General features: G+C 71.0%; 14 protein-coding genes. 9 read left to right on the top strand and 5 right to left on the bottom strand.

All coding sequences use genetic code 11. The annotated features are described in order from the left end of the window. The first annotated feature begins 177 nt into the window (after positions 1–177). The 4 genes from ACFWV8_RS20030 to ACFWV8_RS20015 all read left to right on the top strand — a co-directional run bounded on the left by ACFWV8_RS20030 (position 178) and on the right by ACFWV8_RS20015 (position 5,532). On the top strand, positions 178–1,335 hold the full coding sequence (locus ACFWV8_RS20030; RefSeq protein WP_384203671.1) for a glycine betaine/L-proline ABC transporter ATP-binding protein: 1,158 nt from the start codon (positions 178–180) through the stop codon (positions 1,333–1,335). Then, positions 1,328–3,949: an ABC transporter permease/substrate binding protein gene (locus tag ACFWV8_RS20025; protein WP_384203668.1), complete on the top strand. Its 2,622-nt coding sequence runs from the start codon at positions 1,328–1,330 to the stop codon at positions 3,947–3,949. The genes ACFWV8_RS20030 and ACFWV8_RS20025 overlap by 8 nt, the downstream gene beginning before the upstream one ends. Positions 3,950–4,236: 287 nt before the next feature. Further along, on the top strand, positions 4,237–4,785 hold the full coding sequence (locus ACFWV8_RS20020) for a helix-turn-helix domain-containing protein (RefSeq protein WP_384203665.1): 549 nt from the start codon (positions 4,237–4,239) through the stop codon (positions 4,783–4,785). A gap of 15 nt (positions 4,786–4,800) precedes the next feature. Beyond that, positions 4,801–5,532 (top strand): helical backbone metal receptor, encoded by a 732-nt coding sequence (locus ACFWV8_RS20015; protein ID WP_384203663.1) that lies wholly within the window; start codon positions 4,801–4,803, stop codon positions 5,530–5,532. On the opposite strand, the gene ACFWV8_RS20010 is transcribed toward ACFWV8_RS20015, so the two are convergent. Next, positions 5,471–6,712, bottom strand: coding sequence for a TDT family transporter (locus ACFWV8_RS20010; protein ID WP_384203660.1), 1,242 nt, complete (start codon positions 6,710–6,712; stop codon positions 5,471–5,473). The genes ACFWV8_RS20015 and ACFWV8_RS20010 overlap by 62 nt on opposite strands. Positions 6,713–6,782: 70 nt before the next feature. Here ACFWV8_RS20010 and ACFWV8_RS20005 point away from each other — a divergent pair, with 70 nt between their 5' ends. Continuing rightward, entirely contained in the window at positions 6,783–7,706 is a 924-nt protein-coding gene (locus ACFWV8_RS20005) for a LysR family transcriptional regulator (protein ID WP_384203657.1), read from the top strand. Between the two features lie 94 nt (positions 7,707–7,800). Here the strand turns inward: ACFWV8_RS20005 and ACFWV8_RS20000 are convergent, their stop codons facing one another. The 4 genes from ACFWV8_RS20000 to ACFWV8_RS19985 all read right to left on the bottom strand — a co-directional run bounded on the left by ACFWV8_RS20000 (position 7,801) and on the right by ACFWV8_RS19985 (position 12,744). Further along, entirely contained in the window at positions 7,801–9,261 is a 1,461-nt protein-coding gene (locus ACFWV8_RS20000; RefSeq protein WP_384203654.1) for an alkaline phosphatase PhoX, read from the bottom strand. Between the two features lie 111 nt (positions 9,262–9,372). Then, positions 9,373–10,089 (bottom strand): gamma-glutamyl-gamma-aminobutyrate hydrolase family protein, encoded by a 717-nt coding sequence (locus ACFWV8_RS19995; protein WP_384203652.1) that lies wholly within the window; start codon positions 10,087–10,089, stop codon positions 9,373–9,375. A 244-nt stretch (positions 10,090–10,333) separates the two neighbouring features. Then, complete coding sequence (gene eat / locus ACFWV8_RS19990) at positions 10,334–11,815, bottom strand: ethanolamine permease (protein ID WP_384203649.1); 1,482 nt, start codon at positions 11,813–11,815, stop codon at positions 10,334–10,336. Between the two features lie 176 nt (positions 11,816–11,991). Then, positions 11,992–12,744, bottom strand: coding sequence for a FadR/GntR family transcriptional regulator (locus ACFWV8_RS19985; protein ID WP_384203646.1), 753 nt, complete (start codon positions 12,742–12,744; stop codon positions 11,992–11,994). A gap of 78 nt (positions 12,745–12,822) precedes the next feature. On the opposite strand from ACFWV8_RS19985, the gene ACFWV8_RS19980 reads away from it, so the two are divergent. Genes ACFWV8_RS19980 through ACFWV8_RS19965 form a run of 4 tightly spaced genes read left to right on the top strand, consistent with a single transcriptional unit; the run spans position 12,823 to position 17,361 of the window. Next, positions 12,823–14,193: a glutamine synthetase family protein gene (locus ACFWV8_RS19980; protein WP_384203644.1), complete on the top strand. Its 1,371-nt coding sequence runs from the start codon at positions 12,823–12,825 to the stop codon at positions 14,191–14,193. A gap of 11 nt (positions 14,194–14,204) precedes the next feature. Then, positions 14,205–15,578 (top strand): aldehyde dehydrogenase family protein, encoded by a 1,374-nt coding sequence (locus ACFWV8_RS19975; RefSeq protein WP_384203642.1) that lies wholly within the window; start codon positions 14,205–14,207, stop codon positions 15,576–15,578. A 3-nt stretch (positions 15,579–15,581) separates the two neighbouring features. Next, positions 15,582–16,385 (top strand): 3-oxoacyl-ACP reductase, encoded by an 804-nt coding sequence (locus tag ACFWV8_RS19970; RefSeq protein WP_384203639.1) that lies wholly within the window; start codon positions 15,582–15,584, stop codon positions 16,383–16,385. A 31-nt stretch (positions 16,386–16,416) separates the two neighbouring features. Continuing rightward, entirely contained in the window at positions 16,417–17,361 is a 945-nt protein-coding gene (locus tag ACFWV8_RS19965; protein ID WP_384203637.1) for a DUF2510 domain-containing protein, read from the top strand. Positions 17,362–17,366: the final 5 nt, after the last annotated feature.

The raw sequence follows: 17,366 nt of genomic DNA, 5'->3' as shown, positions 1-17,366 counted from the left end.
AGTGGTGTGGACCACATAAATGTTTGGGTCATGAGGACCAGGGCAGGCGCGCACACGGAGCGGACCCGGACACGGACTCACGAAGACCGCCGGACATCACGGGCAGACCCCGTGCCGCTCCACGGCCCGCCGGCGGGGGTGGCGGGCCGTTTCTCATTTCGACGGCGTGAGGTATATGTGTCCAGGCTGCAGGCGGAACACCTGTACAAGGTATTCGGCGCACGACCCGGTGAAGCGGTGGGGAAGCTCGAAAGCGGCGCGGACCGCGAGGAGTTGCGCGCCGAAGGTACGACCGCAGCGGTGATCGACGCCTCGTTCTCCGTCGACCCCGGTCAGATATTCGTCGTGATGGGACTCTCCGGATCCGGCAAGTCCACCTTGCTGCGCATGCTCAACGGACTGCTGGAACCGACCGCCGGCAGAGTCCTCTTCGACGGCCAGGATCTGACCGCCCTGAGCGCGGCCGAGCTGCGTACCGTGCGCTCCACCAAGATCAGCATGGTCTTCCAGCACTTCGCGCTCTTCCCGCACCGCAGCGTGCTGGAGAACGCGGGATACGGCCTGGAGGTCCAGGGCGTCCCACGGGCCGCACGGAACAAGCGCGCCACCGAGGCGCTGGAGCTCGCGGGCCTGGCCGGCTGGGAGAAGGCCTGGCCCGACGAGCTGTCCGGCGGTATGCAGCAGCGCGTGGGTCTGGCCCGCGCGCTGGCCACCGACGCGGACCTGCTGCTCATGGACGAGTCGTTCAGCGCGCTCGACCCGCTGATCCGCCGTGACATGCAGGACCAGCTCCTGGAACTCCAGAAGCGGCTGAAGAAGACCATCGTCTTCATCACCCACGACCTCAACGAGGCCATGCGGCTCGGCGACCGGATCGCCGTGATGCGCGACGGCGAGATCGTGCAGCTGGGCACCGCCGAGGACATCCTCGTCACCCCGGCCAACGACTACGTCGCCTCCTTCACCCAGGACGTCGACCGCTCACGGGTGCTGACCGCAGGCGCGATCATGGCGGACGCCGACACCGCGCACGGCCTCCGTACGGAGGGCGGCAAGGAACTGCGTACCGATGAGGACGTGCTCGCGGCGGCGCCCGCCAGCGTCACCACGAGCACCCCGATCATCGAGCTGTTCACCCCCTGCTCCACCAGTTCGGTGCCCGTCGCCGTCACCGACGACGAGGGGCGGCTGGTCGGAGTCGTACCGCGCGCCAGGCTGCTCGCCGTGCTCGGCGAGCCGATGACGCCCGCAGACGCGCCCGTCGGTACGCCGGCGCCGGTGACCGACGGCGCCCCGGCGGAGCTGTCCGTGGGCAAGGAGGCCGCCAGTGCCTAGGCTCCCGCTCGGCGAGTGGGTCGACAGCGGGGTCGACTTCCTCCAGCGCCATCTCTCCTGGCTGTTCGACGCCATCAGCTCGCTCGTCACCGGCATGTTCGACGCCGTCGACGCGGTGCTGAGCGGCCCGGAACCGCTTGTCCTCGCCGGCATCCTGGCCGTGCTCGCCTGGTGGCTGCGCGGACTGCTCGCCGCCGTACTCGCCTTCGCCGGGTTCGCGCTCATCGACTCGATCGAGCTGTGGGAACTCGCGATGTCGACGCTCTCGCTGGTGCTCGTCGCCACGATCGTCATCCTGGTCGTCGCGGTGCCGCTCGGTGTCTGGGCCTCGCGCTCGGCCACCGTCAGCGCCGTCATCCGGCCGGTGCTCGACTTCATGCAGACGATGCCCGCGATGGTCTATCTGATCCCCGGCATCATCTTCTTCGGCGTGGGCGTGGTGCCCGGCATCATCGCCACGATCATCTTCGCCCTGCCGCCCGGCGTCCGTATGACGGAGCTGGGCATCCGGCAGGTCGACGCCGAACTGGTCGAGGCCGCCGAGGCGTTCGGCACCAGCCCGCGCAACACCCTGCTGCGCGTCCAGCTCCCGCTCGCGCTCCCGACGATCATGGCCGGCATCAACCAGGTGATCATGCTGGGCCTTTCGATGGTCGTCATCGCGGGCATGGTCGGCGGCGGCGGCCTCGGCGGCGCCGTCTACCGCGCCATCGGCAACGTCGACATCGGCCTCGGCTTCGAGGCGGGCGTCTCCATCGTCATCCTGGCGATGTACCTCGACCGGATGACCGGCGCCCTCGGCAGGCACGTCTCGCCGGTGGGGCGCCGCGCGCTGGCCAAGGCGCAGGCACTGAGCGGTTCGTTCAAGATCTGGGACCACCGTCCGCGTCCCTCGGTCGCCGTCGTCGGCGTGGTCGTACTCGCGCTTGTCGCGGGCGGCATGAGCATCTTCGGCGGCGACAAGACCTCGACCGTCGCGGGCGACGGCGACATCGGCCAGGGCAAGAAGATCAGCATGGGCTACATCCCCTGGGACGAGGGCATCGCGTCCACCTTCCTCTGGAAGGAGCTGCTGGAGCGGCGCGGTTACGAGGTCGAGGCCACCCAGTACGAGGCCGGGGCGCTCTACACCGGCCAGGCCAACGGCCAGATCGACATCCAGACCGACTCCTGGCTGCCGACCACGCACGCCACCTACTGGGCCAAGTACCAGGACAAACTGGAGGACATGGGCTCCTGGTACGACGAGACGTCCCTGGAGCTGTCCGTGCCCTCGTACGTGGACGGCGTCGACTCCCTGGCCGATCTCAAGGGCAAGGCCGGCCAGTTCAAGGGCCGGATCATCGGTATCGAGCCCAGCGCGGGCGAGATGGGCATCCTGAAGGACAAGGTGCTCAAGGAGTACGGCCTCGAAGGCGAGTACAAGGTCGTCGACGGCTCCACGCCCGGCATGCTGGCAGAGCTCAAGCGCGCGTACGAGAAGAAGGAACCGGTCGTCGTCACACTCTGGTCCCCGCACTGGGCGTACAACACCTACGACCTGAAGAAGCTCAAGGACCCCAAGGAGACCTGGGGCAAGGGCGACGGCGTGCACACGCTCGCCCGCAAGGGCTTCTCCGCCGACAACCCGGGCGTCGCCAAGTGGCTCAAGAACTTCGAGATGACTGAGGACCAGCTCACCAGCCTCGAAGCGGAGATCCAGGGCGCCGGCAAGGGCAAGGAGCAGGACGCCGTACGCGCCTGGCTGAAGGACAACCCCGGGCTGGCCGACAAGTGGACCCCGGTCGCCGGGGTCAGCAAGGGCGCGAACGGCAAGGACGAGCGTGAACGGCCCATCGAAGTCGCCTGGTTCCCCTGGGAGGAGGACATCGCCGCCACGTATCTGTGGAAGGCGGTGCTGGAGGAACGGGGCTACACGATGAACCTCAAGCAGTTCGAGGTCGGCCCGATGTACGCCGCGCTCTCCCGGGGGCAGATCGACGTCCAGTTCGACGGCTGGCTGCCCAACACCCAGAAGAGGTACTGGGACAAGTACGGCGACAAACTCTCCGACCTCGGTTCCTGGTACGGGCCGACGTCCCTGGAGATCGCCGTGCCCAGTTACGTCAAGGGCGTCGACTCGCTGGAGGATCTGAAGGGCCGCGAGGACGAGTTCAAGGGCCGGATCGTCGGTATCGAGCCGGGCACCGAGACCATGAACCTCCTCAAGAACGACGTCCTGCCGGGCTACGGCCTGGACGGCGACTACAAGGTCGTCGACAGCTCGACGCCGGGCATGCTGGCCGAACTTGAGCGGGCGTACGGCAAGAAGGAGCCGATCGCGGTCATGTTGTGGACCCCGCACTGGGCCTACAACGAGTACGAGCTGACCAAGCTGAAGGACCCCAAGAAGGCCTTCGGCGATGGCGACCAGATCCGGACCGTGGCCAACAAGGACTTCCCCGAGAACTACCCGCAGCTCACCAAGTGGTTCAAGGACTTCAAGCTCAGCGAGCAGCAGCTGGCCGGTCTGGAGAACGAGATCCAGAAGCGCGGTGCGGGACATGAGGAAGAGGCGGTCAAGGCCTGGATGGACAAGAACCCGGGCATCGCGGACCGGATCGCCCCGCAGTGAGCGGTCGGCGCTGAGCCGCAGGCGGTAGGCCGTCGCGCTCAGCGGCAGCGGCAGTGGCGGAAAGTAGCGGGCGGACACCGTGAGAGACGGTGTCCGCCCGCTGTTTCCGCCCACCGCGCTCTGGGGGTGCGGTCGGCGCTGAGCGTCGTACGTTGGAGCTGTGGCCCTCGGACACGTCCTACGGGTCGGTAACCGGATCCGGGCGGATCGGCGGCGGGTGAGACAGACCGTACTTACACGGCCGTCAACTCTGAGAAGATGACGATCCGGCCGGAGGGAGCCCAGACATGGACGACAAGGAAGCGCTCAGGGTGGGCGCCGCCGTCCGAAGACGGCGCAGGTCCCTCGGGCTGACGTTGGCGGCCGTCGCCGACCGCAGCGGACTGTCCGTACCCTTCCTCAGCCAGATCGAGAACGAACGGGCCCGGCCCAGCTCCCGCTCGCTGGAGCGGGTGGCCGAAGCCCTGGAGACCACCACCGCCGCGCTGCACGCCGCGGCGGACTCGGCGCGCACCGTCGATGTCGTCCGGGCCCACGAGGGCGGCCATGGCGTACGCAGGGTGGCACGCGGCGGCCACCAGCTGCACGCCAAGGAGTACACCGGCGAGCAGGACACCGGGCGCGAGCACCAGCACCGCAACGACGAGGTCATGTACATCGCCGACGGTGCGGCCGAGGTGGAGGCCGAGGGGCGGGCCTACCGCCTGGAGCGCGGCGACACGCTGTATCTCTCCGGAGGCGTCAGGCACCGCTGGCGCGCCACCGAGCCCGGTACCCGCATCTTGGTCGTCGCCGTCGCCGAGCACATCGACGCGACGTTCGACACCCGGCGCTGAGCGGCGGGCGCCGCCGTGCCGAGAGACCGTGGGGGCCGGCGGATCGTTTCACTCGTTCCCTCGCTCACGGAGGCCGTCGCGGTCACCGCGCCCGGACTGCTGGTGGGCGCCACCGACTGGTGCGTCCACCCCGCCGGCCTCGACGTCGTACGTGTCGGCGGCACCAAGAATCCCGACATCGCCGCGATCACCGCGCTCCGCCCCGATCTCGTCGTCGCCAACGAGGAGGAGAACCGCGGGCCCGATCTGGCCGTGCTGCGGGCGGCGGGCATCGAGGTGCTGGTCACCGAGGTGCGCGACCTCGACCAGGCCTTCGCTGAGCTGGAGCGGCTGCTCGTGACGGGCTGCGGGCTCACGGTGCCGCGCTGGCTGGACGAGGCCCGCGACGCCTGGGCGGCGGTGCCCCCTCCGTACGGAGGAGGGCGCCGGGCGGTCGTACCGATCTGGCGCAGGCCCTGGATGGTGCTCGGGCGGGACACCTTCGCCGGGGATCTGCTCGCCAGGCTCGGTGTGCGCAACGTCTACGGCGACCGGGCCGAGCGCTACCCCCGTATCCCGCTGGACGAGCTGCGGGCCTCGGGGGCCGACCTTGTCGTCCTGCCCGACGAGCCGTACCGCTTCACCGCCGACGACGGCCCGGAGGCCTTCCCCGGGCTGCCTGCGGCGCTGGTCGACGGGCGGTTCCTCACCTGGTACGGGCCGTCACTGGCCCAGGCGCCGGCGGCGCTGCGGGCAGCACTCCGCTGACGAGACCGTGGACCGTACGGGTCCAGGCGACCGCCCACGCGGCTGTCAGCAGGGCGAACAGGGCGAACGCGAGCCAGGTCGGGGCGGCCGGGCCGGTGGCGCTGCCGAGCCCGGCGGCGCCGGTCACACAGGTGCCGACCGGGAAGGTGAAGGCCCACCAGGTCATCGAGAACGGCATTCCGCGCCGGGCGCCCCGTACGACCATCGCGACCGCCAGGGCCAGCCACAGCAGCGCGAAGCCCAGCACCGGGACGCCGTACAGCACCGCGAACGCGTCCAGCGCGGACAGGTACGGGGACGAGGGCCCGAGCGCGACGGGGGCCGCCTCGGCGAGATGGCCGACCGCCGTCGTGGACTGCCCGAGCGGCCCGAGTACGAGGAAGAGCGCCGGCGTCAGGGCGACGGGCAGCGGACCGAGGAGAACCAGCCGTCCGAAGATCAGCGGCAGCAGGGTGAGCGTGGTGAGGAGGCTCAGACCGAACATCGCGTAACAGCCCAGCAGCAGCGTCCCGCGCCACTGCCCGGCGGGCAGATACGGGATCAGCGGCGGTCCGAGCGCCGCCGACACCATGGGGGCCACCACCGGCAGCAGCCACACCGGGGACGCGTCGGCCGCCCGTATCCGGTGGTGGACCACCATCAGATACGGGATGCCCACCGCCGCCGCCAGGCCGACGAGCGTGCCGGCCGTGAAGAGCACGGTGTCCACGGCCACGGCCGTGTCCTCGCCGATCACGTGCCGGCCCACGGTGAGGGTGGCGCCGCCGACCGCGAGCAGGGCCATCGCGAGGCATCCGTAGAAGGGCGCCACGGCGGGGTCGAGCAGCTGGGCGCGTGCCTGGTCGCGGTGGTGGATCCAGTGCCCGGCGCGGGCGGCGAGGACGAGCAGGAGCATCAGCGCCGACAGCGCCCAGACGGTGGCGGAGAAGGCGCGCGACACGGGGGCGAGCGACGGGGCCCAGGGGAGTGCGGCGCCCGCGCTCGCGACGATCGCCGTCCCCATCACGCTCGCGTACCAGTTGGGGCCGACATGGCGCAGGGCCGGGAATCGCCGGGGGGTTTGCCGCACGGTCGGCGGGACGGCCGTGTCCACCGTGGCGAGGACTCCCGGGGCGGCGGGGGCGGTCGGAGCGGTGGCGGCGTTCGGAACGGTCGGGGCGGTCGGGGCGAGGCTGGGCATACCCGCACCCTCCTCGCTCCGTGCCCTCCTCACCAGGCCCCTTGGCGCTATGAGGCCATAACCTGCGTATATGACCGATGAGCCTCCCCCGACCCTCGCCCACCGGGTGCCCGAGCTGGGCGCGCTGGAACTGCTCATCGCCGTCGCCCGGCACGGCAGCATGGGGGCGGCCGCCCGCGAGCTGGGCATCAGCCAGCCCGCCGTGAGCAGCCGGATACGGTCCGTCGAACGGCAGCTCGGCGTCAGCCTCTTCGACCGTTCGCCCAGCGGCTCCCGGCTCACCCGCGCCGGCGCTCTCGTCACGGACTGGGCCCGGCGGATCATGGAGGCGGCGGAGGCCTTCGACGCGGGCGCGCAGGCGCTGCGTGACCGGCGTGACTCACGGCTGCGGGTCGCAGCGAGCATGACCATCGCGGAGTATCTGCTGCCCGGCTGGCTCATCGCGCTGCGCGCGGCCCGGCCGGACACGGCCGTCTCGCTCCTGGCGGGCAACTCGGGCGCCGTGGCCGCGCGGCTGACCGGCGGCGAGGCTGACATCGGCTTCGTGGAGGGCCTGGCCGTGCCCGGAGGGCTGGACGGCACGGTGATCGGCCGCGACCGGCTGGTGGTCGTGGTGGCGCCGACGCACCCGTGGGGCGACCGGCGCACGGCTCTGACACCCGCCGAGCTGGCGGCGGCACCGCTGATCCTCCGTGAGGAGGGCTCGGGCACCCGGCAGGTGCTAGACGCGGCGCTCGCCTCCTACGGAGGTCCCGCCGAGCCGCTGCTCGAACTGTCCTCGACAACGGCGGTCAAAGCGGCGGTGGTGAGCGGCGCCGGGCCATCGGTGCTCAGCGAACTCGCCGTGAGGGAGGAGCTGGCGTCACACCGGCTGAGGGAGGTGGAGGTGGCGGGGATCCGGCTGCGGCGCGAGCTGCGTGCCGTCTGGCCGACCGGGCACCGCCCCGGCGGGCCGGCCCGCGACCTGCTGGCCCTGACACGCGCGACCCCCTGACCGCTCACGTCGCGCCCCGAGAGCCGTACCCCGAAAGCCGTCCTCCGAGAGCCGCGCCCCGGACGATCGGGGCGCGGCCATGAGCGGCGGAGCGTCAGCGCTGGTGGCGCCAGGGGCCGGTGATGGCCACCTGGATGCCGGGGCCCTGGATGCTCGCGTACAGCGTCTTTCCGTCGGGCGAGAAGACCACACCGGCGAACTCGCTGTACTCGGGCTCCTCGGCGGTGCCTTCGTTCAGCTCGTTACGGGCGATCGGGTAGGTCCTGCCCTCGTCCGTCGCGCCGAACAGGTGCTGGATCCCGTCGCCGTCCTCCGCCAGGATCACACCGCCGTACGGGGAGACCGTGATGTTGTCCGGGCCGTCGAAAGCGCCGTCCTTCGACGGGTCCTGGTTGATGCCCAGGATCAGCTTCAGGGTCAGCTTGCGGCGGGCCGGGTCGTAGAACCACACCTGGCCGTCGTGCTGCTTGGGGCTCTCCTCACGCGCGTAGGAGGAGACGATGTACGCGCCGCCGTCGGCCCACCACATGCCCTCCAGCTTGCGGGCGCGCGTGACCTGCGTGTCGGTGAACTGCTCTCGTACGGACACGGTCTTGGCGTCGCGGTCGGGCACGGTCACCCAGTCGACGCCGTAGACGGTCCCGGCCTTCGTGGCGCGGGAGAGGTCGTCCACGAACGCGCCCCGGGAGTCGAAGCACTTGAAGGCCTCCAGCACACCGGCGGTGTCGGAGAGCTCGCGCAGCTTGCCCCGGCCGTGGCGGAAGCCCTTCGGCGGGGTCCAGCGGAACAGCAGGCCGTTCGGCTCGTCGGCGTCCTCGGTGAGATACAGATGGCCGCGCTTGGTGTCCACGACGACGGCCTCGTGGTCGTACCGGCCGAGCGCCTTGATCGGCTTGGGGTGCAGGTTCGCGCGGCGGTCGTACGGGTCCACCTCGAAGACATAACCGTGGTCCTTGGTCATGCCGTCCTCACCGGCCCTGGTGGTGTCCTCCTCGCAGGTCAGCCAGGTGCCCCACGGGGTGCGCCCGCCCGCGCAGTTCTCCTGCGTACCGGCGACGCCGACCCACTCGGCCACGGTCTCGCCGTGCTTGGAGACCTCGACCACGGTGCAGCCGCCGGGGGCGGCGGGGTCGTACACGAGTCCCGGCGTGAGCGGCACGGGGAAGTCGGCCTCCGCGCGGTCGCCGCCGATCTCGTGGTTGGTGACCAGGAGCGTGGAGCCGCGCGTGCCCCGGAAGGCGGCCGTGCCGTCGTGGCTGCCCGGCGTGAACTCGCCACTGTCCAGCTTGGTGACACCGGCGTGGGTGATGACCTTGTACGAGAAGCCGGCGGGGAGCGCGACCAGCCCCTTCGGGTCGTCGATCAGGGGACCGTACCCGGTCTTGCCGCCGAGCGCCTGGGCGGACCTGGCTTCCTGGTCTCCGGGCGCGGTGGCTTCCGCGTTCTCCTCCGAGTAGGCGTACGCGGACGCGGTGGAGAGGACACCGGCGGTACCGACGAGGGTGAGGCCCACGGCGGCCGAGTTCTTGGAGAAGTCTCTACGGGTGATGGGCACGTTCATCTCCTGTGGATGCGCTGTGGGGCGGCCGAGGTGACCGGAGCCTGGGCTACGGTTCCCTCCATCCGCGAACGGCGGGTGAACGGGACACCATCAACGCATGCTGTCTCACCGGCCGGGCGGTCGTGCGCCCACCCGCCCCCGCTCGCGCGCCGCGGTCACCAGTGCCGCCATCACGCGCACGTCCTCGCCCATCTCGGGATGCCACTGGACCCCCAGCGCCCATCGCTCGTCCACCAACTCGACGGCTTCCACGGTCCCGTCGCCCGCGTACGCCGACGGGATCAGGCCATCGCCCAGCCGGTCCACCGCCTGGTGGTGGGAGGACGGTACGTCCGACTCCTCCGGTACGACGGTTCCGTAGCGCGTCCCCGGCACCGGCTTCACGGGGTGCTCGCCGAACACGCCGGGCGTCGTGGCCGTGTGGCCCTCCAGATGCTGGACGAGCGTCCCGCCGAGGGCGATGTTCAGCAGCTGCATGCCCCGGCAGATCGCGAGCAGCGGCGTTCCGGACGCCAACGCGGCCTCGATCAGGGCCAGTTCCCATTCGTCCCGCTCCCGGGCCGGCGGTCCGGTACGGGGGTCTGGCTCGGCCCCGTAGCGTACGGGCTCGACATCCGGACCGCCCGCGACGACCACCCCGTCGAGCCGGGCGACCACCGAGGCGGCGGTGGCCGACTCGTCCGGCGGGAGCATGACGGCCACACCGCCCGCGCGCTGGACGAGCCGGGGGTATCCCACGGGCAGCAGGGCCGCGGGGAGATCCCAGACGCCCCACTTGGCCGACGTCTCCAGATACGTGCTGACGCCGATGAGCGGCTTCACTGAACGTTCCTCCGATGTGGTGCTGTGCTGTGGCGCTGTTCCGCGGTGCTGTCCGGTCCGACAGCGTCTAGGGCGTGTTTTAGAAGTCCCGTCTGGCCCACGACGCCTGGCACGCGCGCTCGCCGCGTTGTCGGAGTCATCCAAGTACGTCCAGTACGAGGATGATCCTCCGCCTTGCGATCGCACGCACCAGACGCCGTGGGCCCCGCCCGGTGGGCGGACGACGCTACTTCTAGAACACGCCCTAGTCCCGTTCGAGCTCCGCCTCGGCCGCCGCGAGCGCGGCGAACTCCTCCTCGGGCGCGGCTGCGACCAGCCGGTGCCGACTGTAGAAGGCGAAGTAGGCGAGTGCCACGACATAGACGCCGAGCGCGATGAACGCGGCGTCCTTGTCCACCAGGAAGGTCGCCACCAGCGCGGACAGGGCCAGTACGAAGGCCACTCCGGAGGTCAGCATGCCGCCCGGTGTCCGGTACGGACGGTGCAGACCGGGCTCGCGGCGCCGCAGTACGAGATGGGACAGGGCCATCAGGGCGTAGGAGATGGTGGCGCCGAAGACCGCGACGTTCAGCATCCGCCCGCCGTTGCCGCTGCCGGCGGCGAGGGCGAAGCCGATCGCGCCGGGGATCAGCAGCCCCAGATAGGGCGCCTTGCGGCTGCTCGTCAGGGAGAGGAAGCGGGGCAGATAGCCGGCGCGGGAGAGCGCGAACAACTGCCGGGAGCCGGCGTAGATGAGGGAGAAGAAGGACGCGACGAGACCTGCGAGGCCCGCGTAGTTGACGAACCGGCTGAGCGCGGTGGGATCGCCGTCGCCCTGGAGCGCGACGACCAGCGGGTTGCCCGCCTCCTGGACGGCGGCGGAGCCGCGGGCGCCGGTGGCGGCGAAGAACGTGATCAGGGCCAGCAGCGCGAGGACGCCCATCGAGATCGACAGCGCCCTCGGCATCGACTGCACCGGGTCCTTGGCCTCCTCGGCGGCCAGCGGCACACCCTCGACACCGAGGAAGAACCACATGCCGAAGGGGAACGCGGCCCAGATGCCCAACAGGCCGTACGGCAGCCAGGAGTTGGAGCCGAAGGCGTCCTCCTGGACGGGGATGTCGTTGAGGTTGCCGCTGTCGAAGTCCGTGAAGGCGCCCACGGCGAAGATCAGCAGCGCGGCCACGGCGATGGCCGTCACGACCAGGCTGAAGCGCAGCGCCTCGCCGACTCCCCAGAGGTGGATGCCGATGAAGATCGCGAAGCAGGCGAGATAGACCGGCCAGCCCGCGTCCAGCCCGAAGAGGTTGAGCGACTCGACGTAGTCACCGATGAAGATGGAGATCGCGGCCGGCGCCAGGATGTACTCGATGAGGATGGCCGTGCCGGTCAGGAAGCCGCCCCAGGTGCCGAGCGCGCGGCGGGCGAAGCCGTAACCGCCGCCCGCCGTCGGCAGGATGGCGGACAGTTCGGCGAGCGAGAAGACGAGACAGGCGTACATCGCGCCCATCAGGAGCGTCGCGATGGCGAGTCCGCCGAAGCCGCCCTCGGAGAGTCCGATGTTCCAGCCCGAGAAGTCCCCGGAGACGACGTAGGCGACACCGAGACCGGTCAGCAGCAGCCAGCCGGCGCTGCCGCGCTTCAGGGTGCGGCGTCGCAGATAGTCCGTGGCGGCGTCCGGCGCGGGGCCGCCGGCCGGACGCGACGGATCGGCTGGTGGGATACGGGAGTCCGTGCCTTCGGCCATGAGCCGCTCCTGCCTGGGGTTCCTGCCACGGGTCAAAGGTGTGAGGCCATACCATTGCGGCCTCAACGCCCAGGCGCAAGCCCCCTGCGTTAAACGACTGTTACGGCGGACCGCTACGGCCCCGCACGGCGGGGACGGCCATGGTCCGCGCGGCCCACCCCCCTCGCTACCCGCTCTCAGGCCAGAAAACCCCGCAGCAGCGCCGCCGTCCCGCCGCAGTGCTCGCGCATCACCTCGCGCGCCGCCTCCGCGTCGCCGTCCAGGACCGCCTCCACCAGCGCGGTGTGCTGCTGCTGGGAGTGCTCCAAGTTCCGTACCAGCAGCGGAATGCAGTCCAGCAGATCGTTCACCGTCGCGCGGACCGACACATAGCTCTCGGTCAGCCGCGCCGAGCCCGACAGCTCCGCGAGCGTCAGATGCAGCAGCGTGTCGAGGCGGCGGTAGTCGCCCAGCGGGGCGTCGTGCGTCGCCGCGAGCGCCGCACGCAGGCGGGACGCCTCCGGCCCGGACAGGCCGTGCGCCGCGCAGAGCCCGGCAGCGCCCACCTCCAGCACCTCGCGGAACCGCAGCACGTCCTCGATGTCCACCCCCGATACCCGGCGCCGCAGCTCCTCCTCGACCCCCTGCGACGGGGCGTCGGGCCGGGGCAGGACGAACGTGCCGCCGTAGCGCCCCCGCCGGCTCTCCACCAGCCCCTGGTCGGTGAGGACCTTCAGCACCTCGCGCAGCGTGACCCGGCTGATCCGCAGCCGCTCCGCCAGCTCCCGCTCGGCTGGCAGCCGTTCACCGCCCGCGACCAGACCGAGGCGCAGTACCTGCAGGATCTGCTCCAGGGCCTCCTCGAAACCGTTGCCCGCCCGCACGGGACGCAGGACGGGCGTCAGCCGGTCGGCCGGCTCACTCTTCCTCGCCGCATCCTTCTTCGCCACGTCGCCGTTTCCCCTTCCCAAGCAATGGTCTCCCGGAATACCTTAAGGTCCCCGGCTGGCCGATGGAGGAGTTGTCCCGTGGCAGACCGCACACCCCCACTCTCCGTCGAGGAGCTGCGCGCCCTCGTGGCGAACGGCGAGATCGACACCGTGGTCCTGGCCTTCCCCGACATGCAGGGCAGACTCCAGGGCAAGCGTTTCGCCGCCCAGTTCTTCCTGGAGGACGTCCTGGAACACGGCACTGAGGGCTGCAACTACCTCCTCGCCGTCGACGTCGAGCTGAACACCGTCGACGGCTACGCGATGTCCTCCTGGGACCGCGGCTACGGCGACTTCGCCATGCACCCCGACCTCGCGACCCTGCGCCGCGTCCCCTGGAACGAGGGGACGGCGATGCTGATCGCCGACCTCGCCTGGAACGACGGCTCACCGGTCGTCGCCGCGCCCCGCCAGATCCTGCGCCGCCAGCTCGACCGGCTCGCCGAGCACGGCTACACCGCGCACGTCGGCACGGAGCTCGAATTCATCGTCTTCAAGGACACCTTCGAGCAGGCCTGGGACAGCGGCTACCGCGGCCTCACCCCCGCCAACCAGTACAACATCGACTACTCCGTCCTCGGCACCGGCCGTATCGAGCCCCTGCTGCGCCGGATCCGCAACGACATGACCGCCGCCGGTCTGACCGTCGAATCCGCCAAGGGCGAGTGCAATCCGGGCCAGCACGAGATCGTCTTCCGTTACGACGAGGCCCTGCTCACCTGCGACCAGCACGCCATCTACAAGACCGGCGCCAAGGAGATCGCCTCCCAAGAAGGCGTCTCCCTCACCTTCATGGCCAAGTACAACGAGCGCGAGGGCAATTCCTGCCACATCCACCTCTCGCTCCAGTCCGTCGACGAGCCGGGCACGAACGTCATGGCGGGCGACGACCCCCACGGCATGTCACCCGTGATGCGGCACTTCCTGGCCGGCCAGCTCGCCGCGCTGCGCGAGTTCTCCCTGCTGTACGCGCCGAACATCAACTCCTACAAACGCTTCGCGCCCGGCTCCTTCGCCCCGACCGCCGTCGCGTGGGGCAACGACAACCGCACCTGCTCGCTGCGCGTCGTCGGCCACGGCCGCTCCATGCGCTTCGAGAACCGGCTGCCCGGCGGCGACGTCAACCCCCATCTGGCCGTCGCCGGCCTGGTCGCGGCGGGCCTCCACGGCATCGAGCACGAGCTCGAACTCCCCGAGGTCTGCACCGGGAACGCCTACACCTCCGAGTACGAGCAGGTCCCCACCACGCTGCGCGAGGCCGCCGACCTCTGGGAGCACAGCCCCATCGCCAAGGCCGCCTTCGGGGACGAGGTCGTCGCCCACTACCTCAACCTGGCGCGGGTCGAACTGGCCGCCTTCGACGCCGCCGTGACCGACTGGGAGCTGCGCCGCTCCTTCGAACGCATGTGAGGAACACAGCCGTGCCCGACGAGCCCCACGTCCACCAGATCCTCAACCCGGCGACCGAGGAGGTCGTCGCCACCGTCCCGGCGACGAGCGCGACCGAGGTCGACGCTGCGGTCGTACGGGCCGCCGCCGCCCAGCGCCGGTGGTCGCAGGCCGGGCCCGCCGACCGCGCACGACTGCTGCGCCGGTTCGCCGCCATCGTCGACGCCCACCTCGAAGAACTCGCCCGGCTGGAGGTCCGGGAGGCGGGCCACACCCTCGGGAACGCCCGCTGGGAGGCGGGCAACGTCCGCGACCTCCTCGACTACGCGGCCGGGGGAGTGGAGCGCCTGACCGGCCGTCAGATCCCGGTCGCCGGCGGCCTCGACATCACCCTCCTCGAACCCCTCGGCGTCGTCGGGGTCATCGCCCCCTGGAACTTCCCCATGCCCATCGCCGCCTGGGGCGCCGCACCGGCCCTGGCGGCAGGCAACGCCGTACTCCTCAAGCCCGCCGAGACCACCCCCCTGACCGCGCTGCGACTGGCCGAACTCGCCCTGGAGGCGGGCCTTCCCGAGCATCTGTTCCACGTGCTGCCCGGCGCCGGGGGCGTCGCGGGCCAGGCCCTGGTCGACCACCCCGGCGTTGCCAAGATCGTCTTCACCGGCTCCACCCGGGTCGGCAAGGAGATCATGGCCCGGGGGGCGCGGCACATGAAACGCGTGACCCTCGAACTCGGCGGCAAGAGCCCCAACATCGTCTTCGCCGACGCCGACATCGAACGGGCCGCCGCCGAGGCCCCGATGGCCTACCTCGACAACGCCGGACAGGACTGCTGCGCCCGTACCCGCATCCTCGTCCAGCGCACCGCGTACGACCGGTTCCTCGAACTCCTCGCCCCCGCCGTGCGATCGGTCGTCGTCGGCGACCCGTCGGACGAGAAGACCCAGATGGGCCCGCTGATCTCGCGCACCCAACTGGAGCGCGTGCGCGGATACGTCTCCGACGACCGGGCGGCCGTCCGGGGCAGCGCCCCCGACGGACCGGGCTTCTGGTTCCCGCCGACCGTCCTCACCGACCTCCCGGCCGACGACCCCGCCCTGACCGAGGAGATCTTCGGCCCCGTCGCCGTCGTGATCCCGTTCGACGACGAGGAGCAAGCCGTCCGCCTCGCCAACGACACCGAGTACGGGCTCTCCGGCTCCCTCTGGACCCGCGACCTCGGCCGCGCGCTGCGCGTCTCGCGCGCCGTCGCCGCCGGCAACCTGTCCGTCAACTCCCACAGCAGCGTGCGCTACTCGACGCCCTTCGGCGGCTACAAGCAGTCCGGCGTCGGGCGTGAGCTGGGCCCCGACGCCCTCACCGCGTTCACCGAGACCAAGAACATCTTCATCAGTACGGAGGCCTGACCCATGCCCGACGAGATCAACCAGAGCGCCGAGACTCCCGTCTGCCGCCGGCTGGTCGGCCGCACCGCCGTCGTCACCGGCGCGGGCAGCGGCATCGGTCTCGCCACCGCGCGCCGGCTCGCCTCCGAAGGGGCGCACGTCGTCTGCGGCGACATCGACGAGAGCGCGGGCAAGGCGGTGGCGGACGACGTGGGCGGCATCTTCGTCCAGGTCGACGTCACCGACGCGGAACAGGTCGACGCCCTCTTCAAGAAGGCGTTCGACACCTACGGCAGTGTCGACATCGCCTTCAACAACGCGGGCATCTCGCCCCCCGAGGACGACTCGATCCTTACCACCGGCATCGACGCCTGGCGCCGGGTCCAGGAGGTCAACCTCACCTCCGTGTACCTCTGTTGCAAGGCCGTCATCCCCTACATGCGACAGCAGCGGCGCGGCTCGATCATCAACACCGCGTCGTTCGTCGCGACCATGGGCGCGGCCACCAGCCAGATCTCGTACACCGCCTCCAAAGGAGGTGTGCTCGCCATGTCACGTGAGCTGGGCGTGCAGTTCGCCCGCGAGGGCATCCGGGTCAACGCGCTCTGCCCGGGGCCGGTCAACACCCCGCTGCTGCGCGAGCTGTTCGCGAGCGACCCGGAGCGGGCCGCGCGGCGGCTGGTGCACATCCCGGGCGGGCGGTTCGCGGAGGCGGAGGAGATCGCCGCGGCGGTGGCGTTCCTGGCCAGCGACGACGCGTCGTTCGTCAACGCGACGGACTTCATGGTCGACGGCGGTATCGGCGGGGCGTACGTGACCCCTCTGTAGGGCCGCCCCCGGGGGCTCTTAGGGTGGCGGAATGAGCATGACGACGCCGCCCGGCTGGTACGCGGACCAAGGCGTGCCCGGCACCGAGCGCTGGTGGGACGGGAACGCCTGGACCGCGCACACCCGGCCGCTCGGCGGTACGGCTCCCGTACCGGGGCCGTACCAACAGCCGTACCGGCAACCGCCGACGGTGCCTCCCGGGCCGGGCGGCGGCCGGGGCGGCGGTCGCGCGCGGGGCCTCGCCGTGGCCGGGGTCGGCGTGCTTGTCGCAGCCGCGATCGTCGCCGGTGTCACGCTCCTCGGCGACGACGGGACCGAGACCGTGCCCCGGTCCGCCCCCACCACCAGCGAGCCCGCGCCGGACCCGACGGACGGCACCGGCGAGAGCCCCACGGCCGAGCCGAGCGCCGACCCCGACATCCTGGTCGACCAGCTCAACGGCATCACGCTGCCCATCCCCGACGACTGGGAGAAGTCGGACAGCCTCGTGGACCGCGCGGTCACCATGACGACCGTGGCGGACCGTGAGTGCCCCGGCGAGACGAACCGGTACTGCCGCTACGGCCGGGTCATGTCCGCCACCGCCACCCAGACCGACGCGGACAGCCCCGAAGCCCTCGCCAAGGAGGACATCCAGGACGCGTCCGACGCCCTGTACGACGAGGACACCATCGGCAACACCCCCTACGGGAACGTCACTTCGCACACCGTCGTCAGGTCCGAGGCCGTCTCCGTCACCGGGCGCACCGGCTATCTGGTGCGCTGGAAGGTCACGACGGGCAAAGGGCAGGGCGGTTACGTCCAGTCGCTGGCCTTTCCCTCCGCCATCGGGGCGGGATCACTGGTCGTCGTCCGGTTCGCCTTCGACGCGGGGCCCGAGGGCCCGCCCGTCAGCGGCATGGACACGATCACCAAGGGCATCCGGACGATCGGTGACAGCACGGGCGGCGTCGGCAGCTCCATCGAGCCCTCCTGAGCGGT

The sequence above is a fragment of the Streptomyces sp. NPDC058665 genome (genome assembly GCF_042714995.1).
GTDB lineage: Bacteria > Actinomycetota > Actinomycetes > Streptomycetales > Streptomycetaceae > Streptomyces.
The sequence above is the reverse complement of the archived record's forward strand: the minus strand, read 5'-3'. Positions and strand labels throughout refer to the sequence as shown.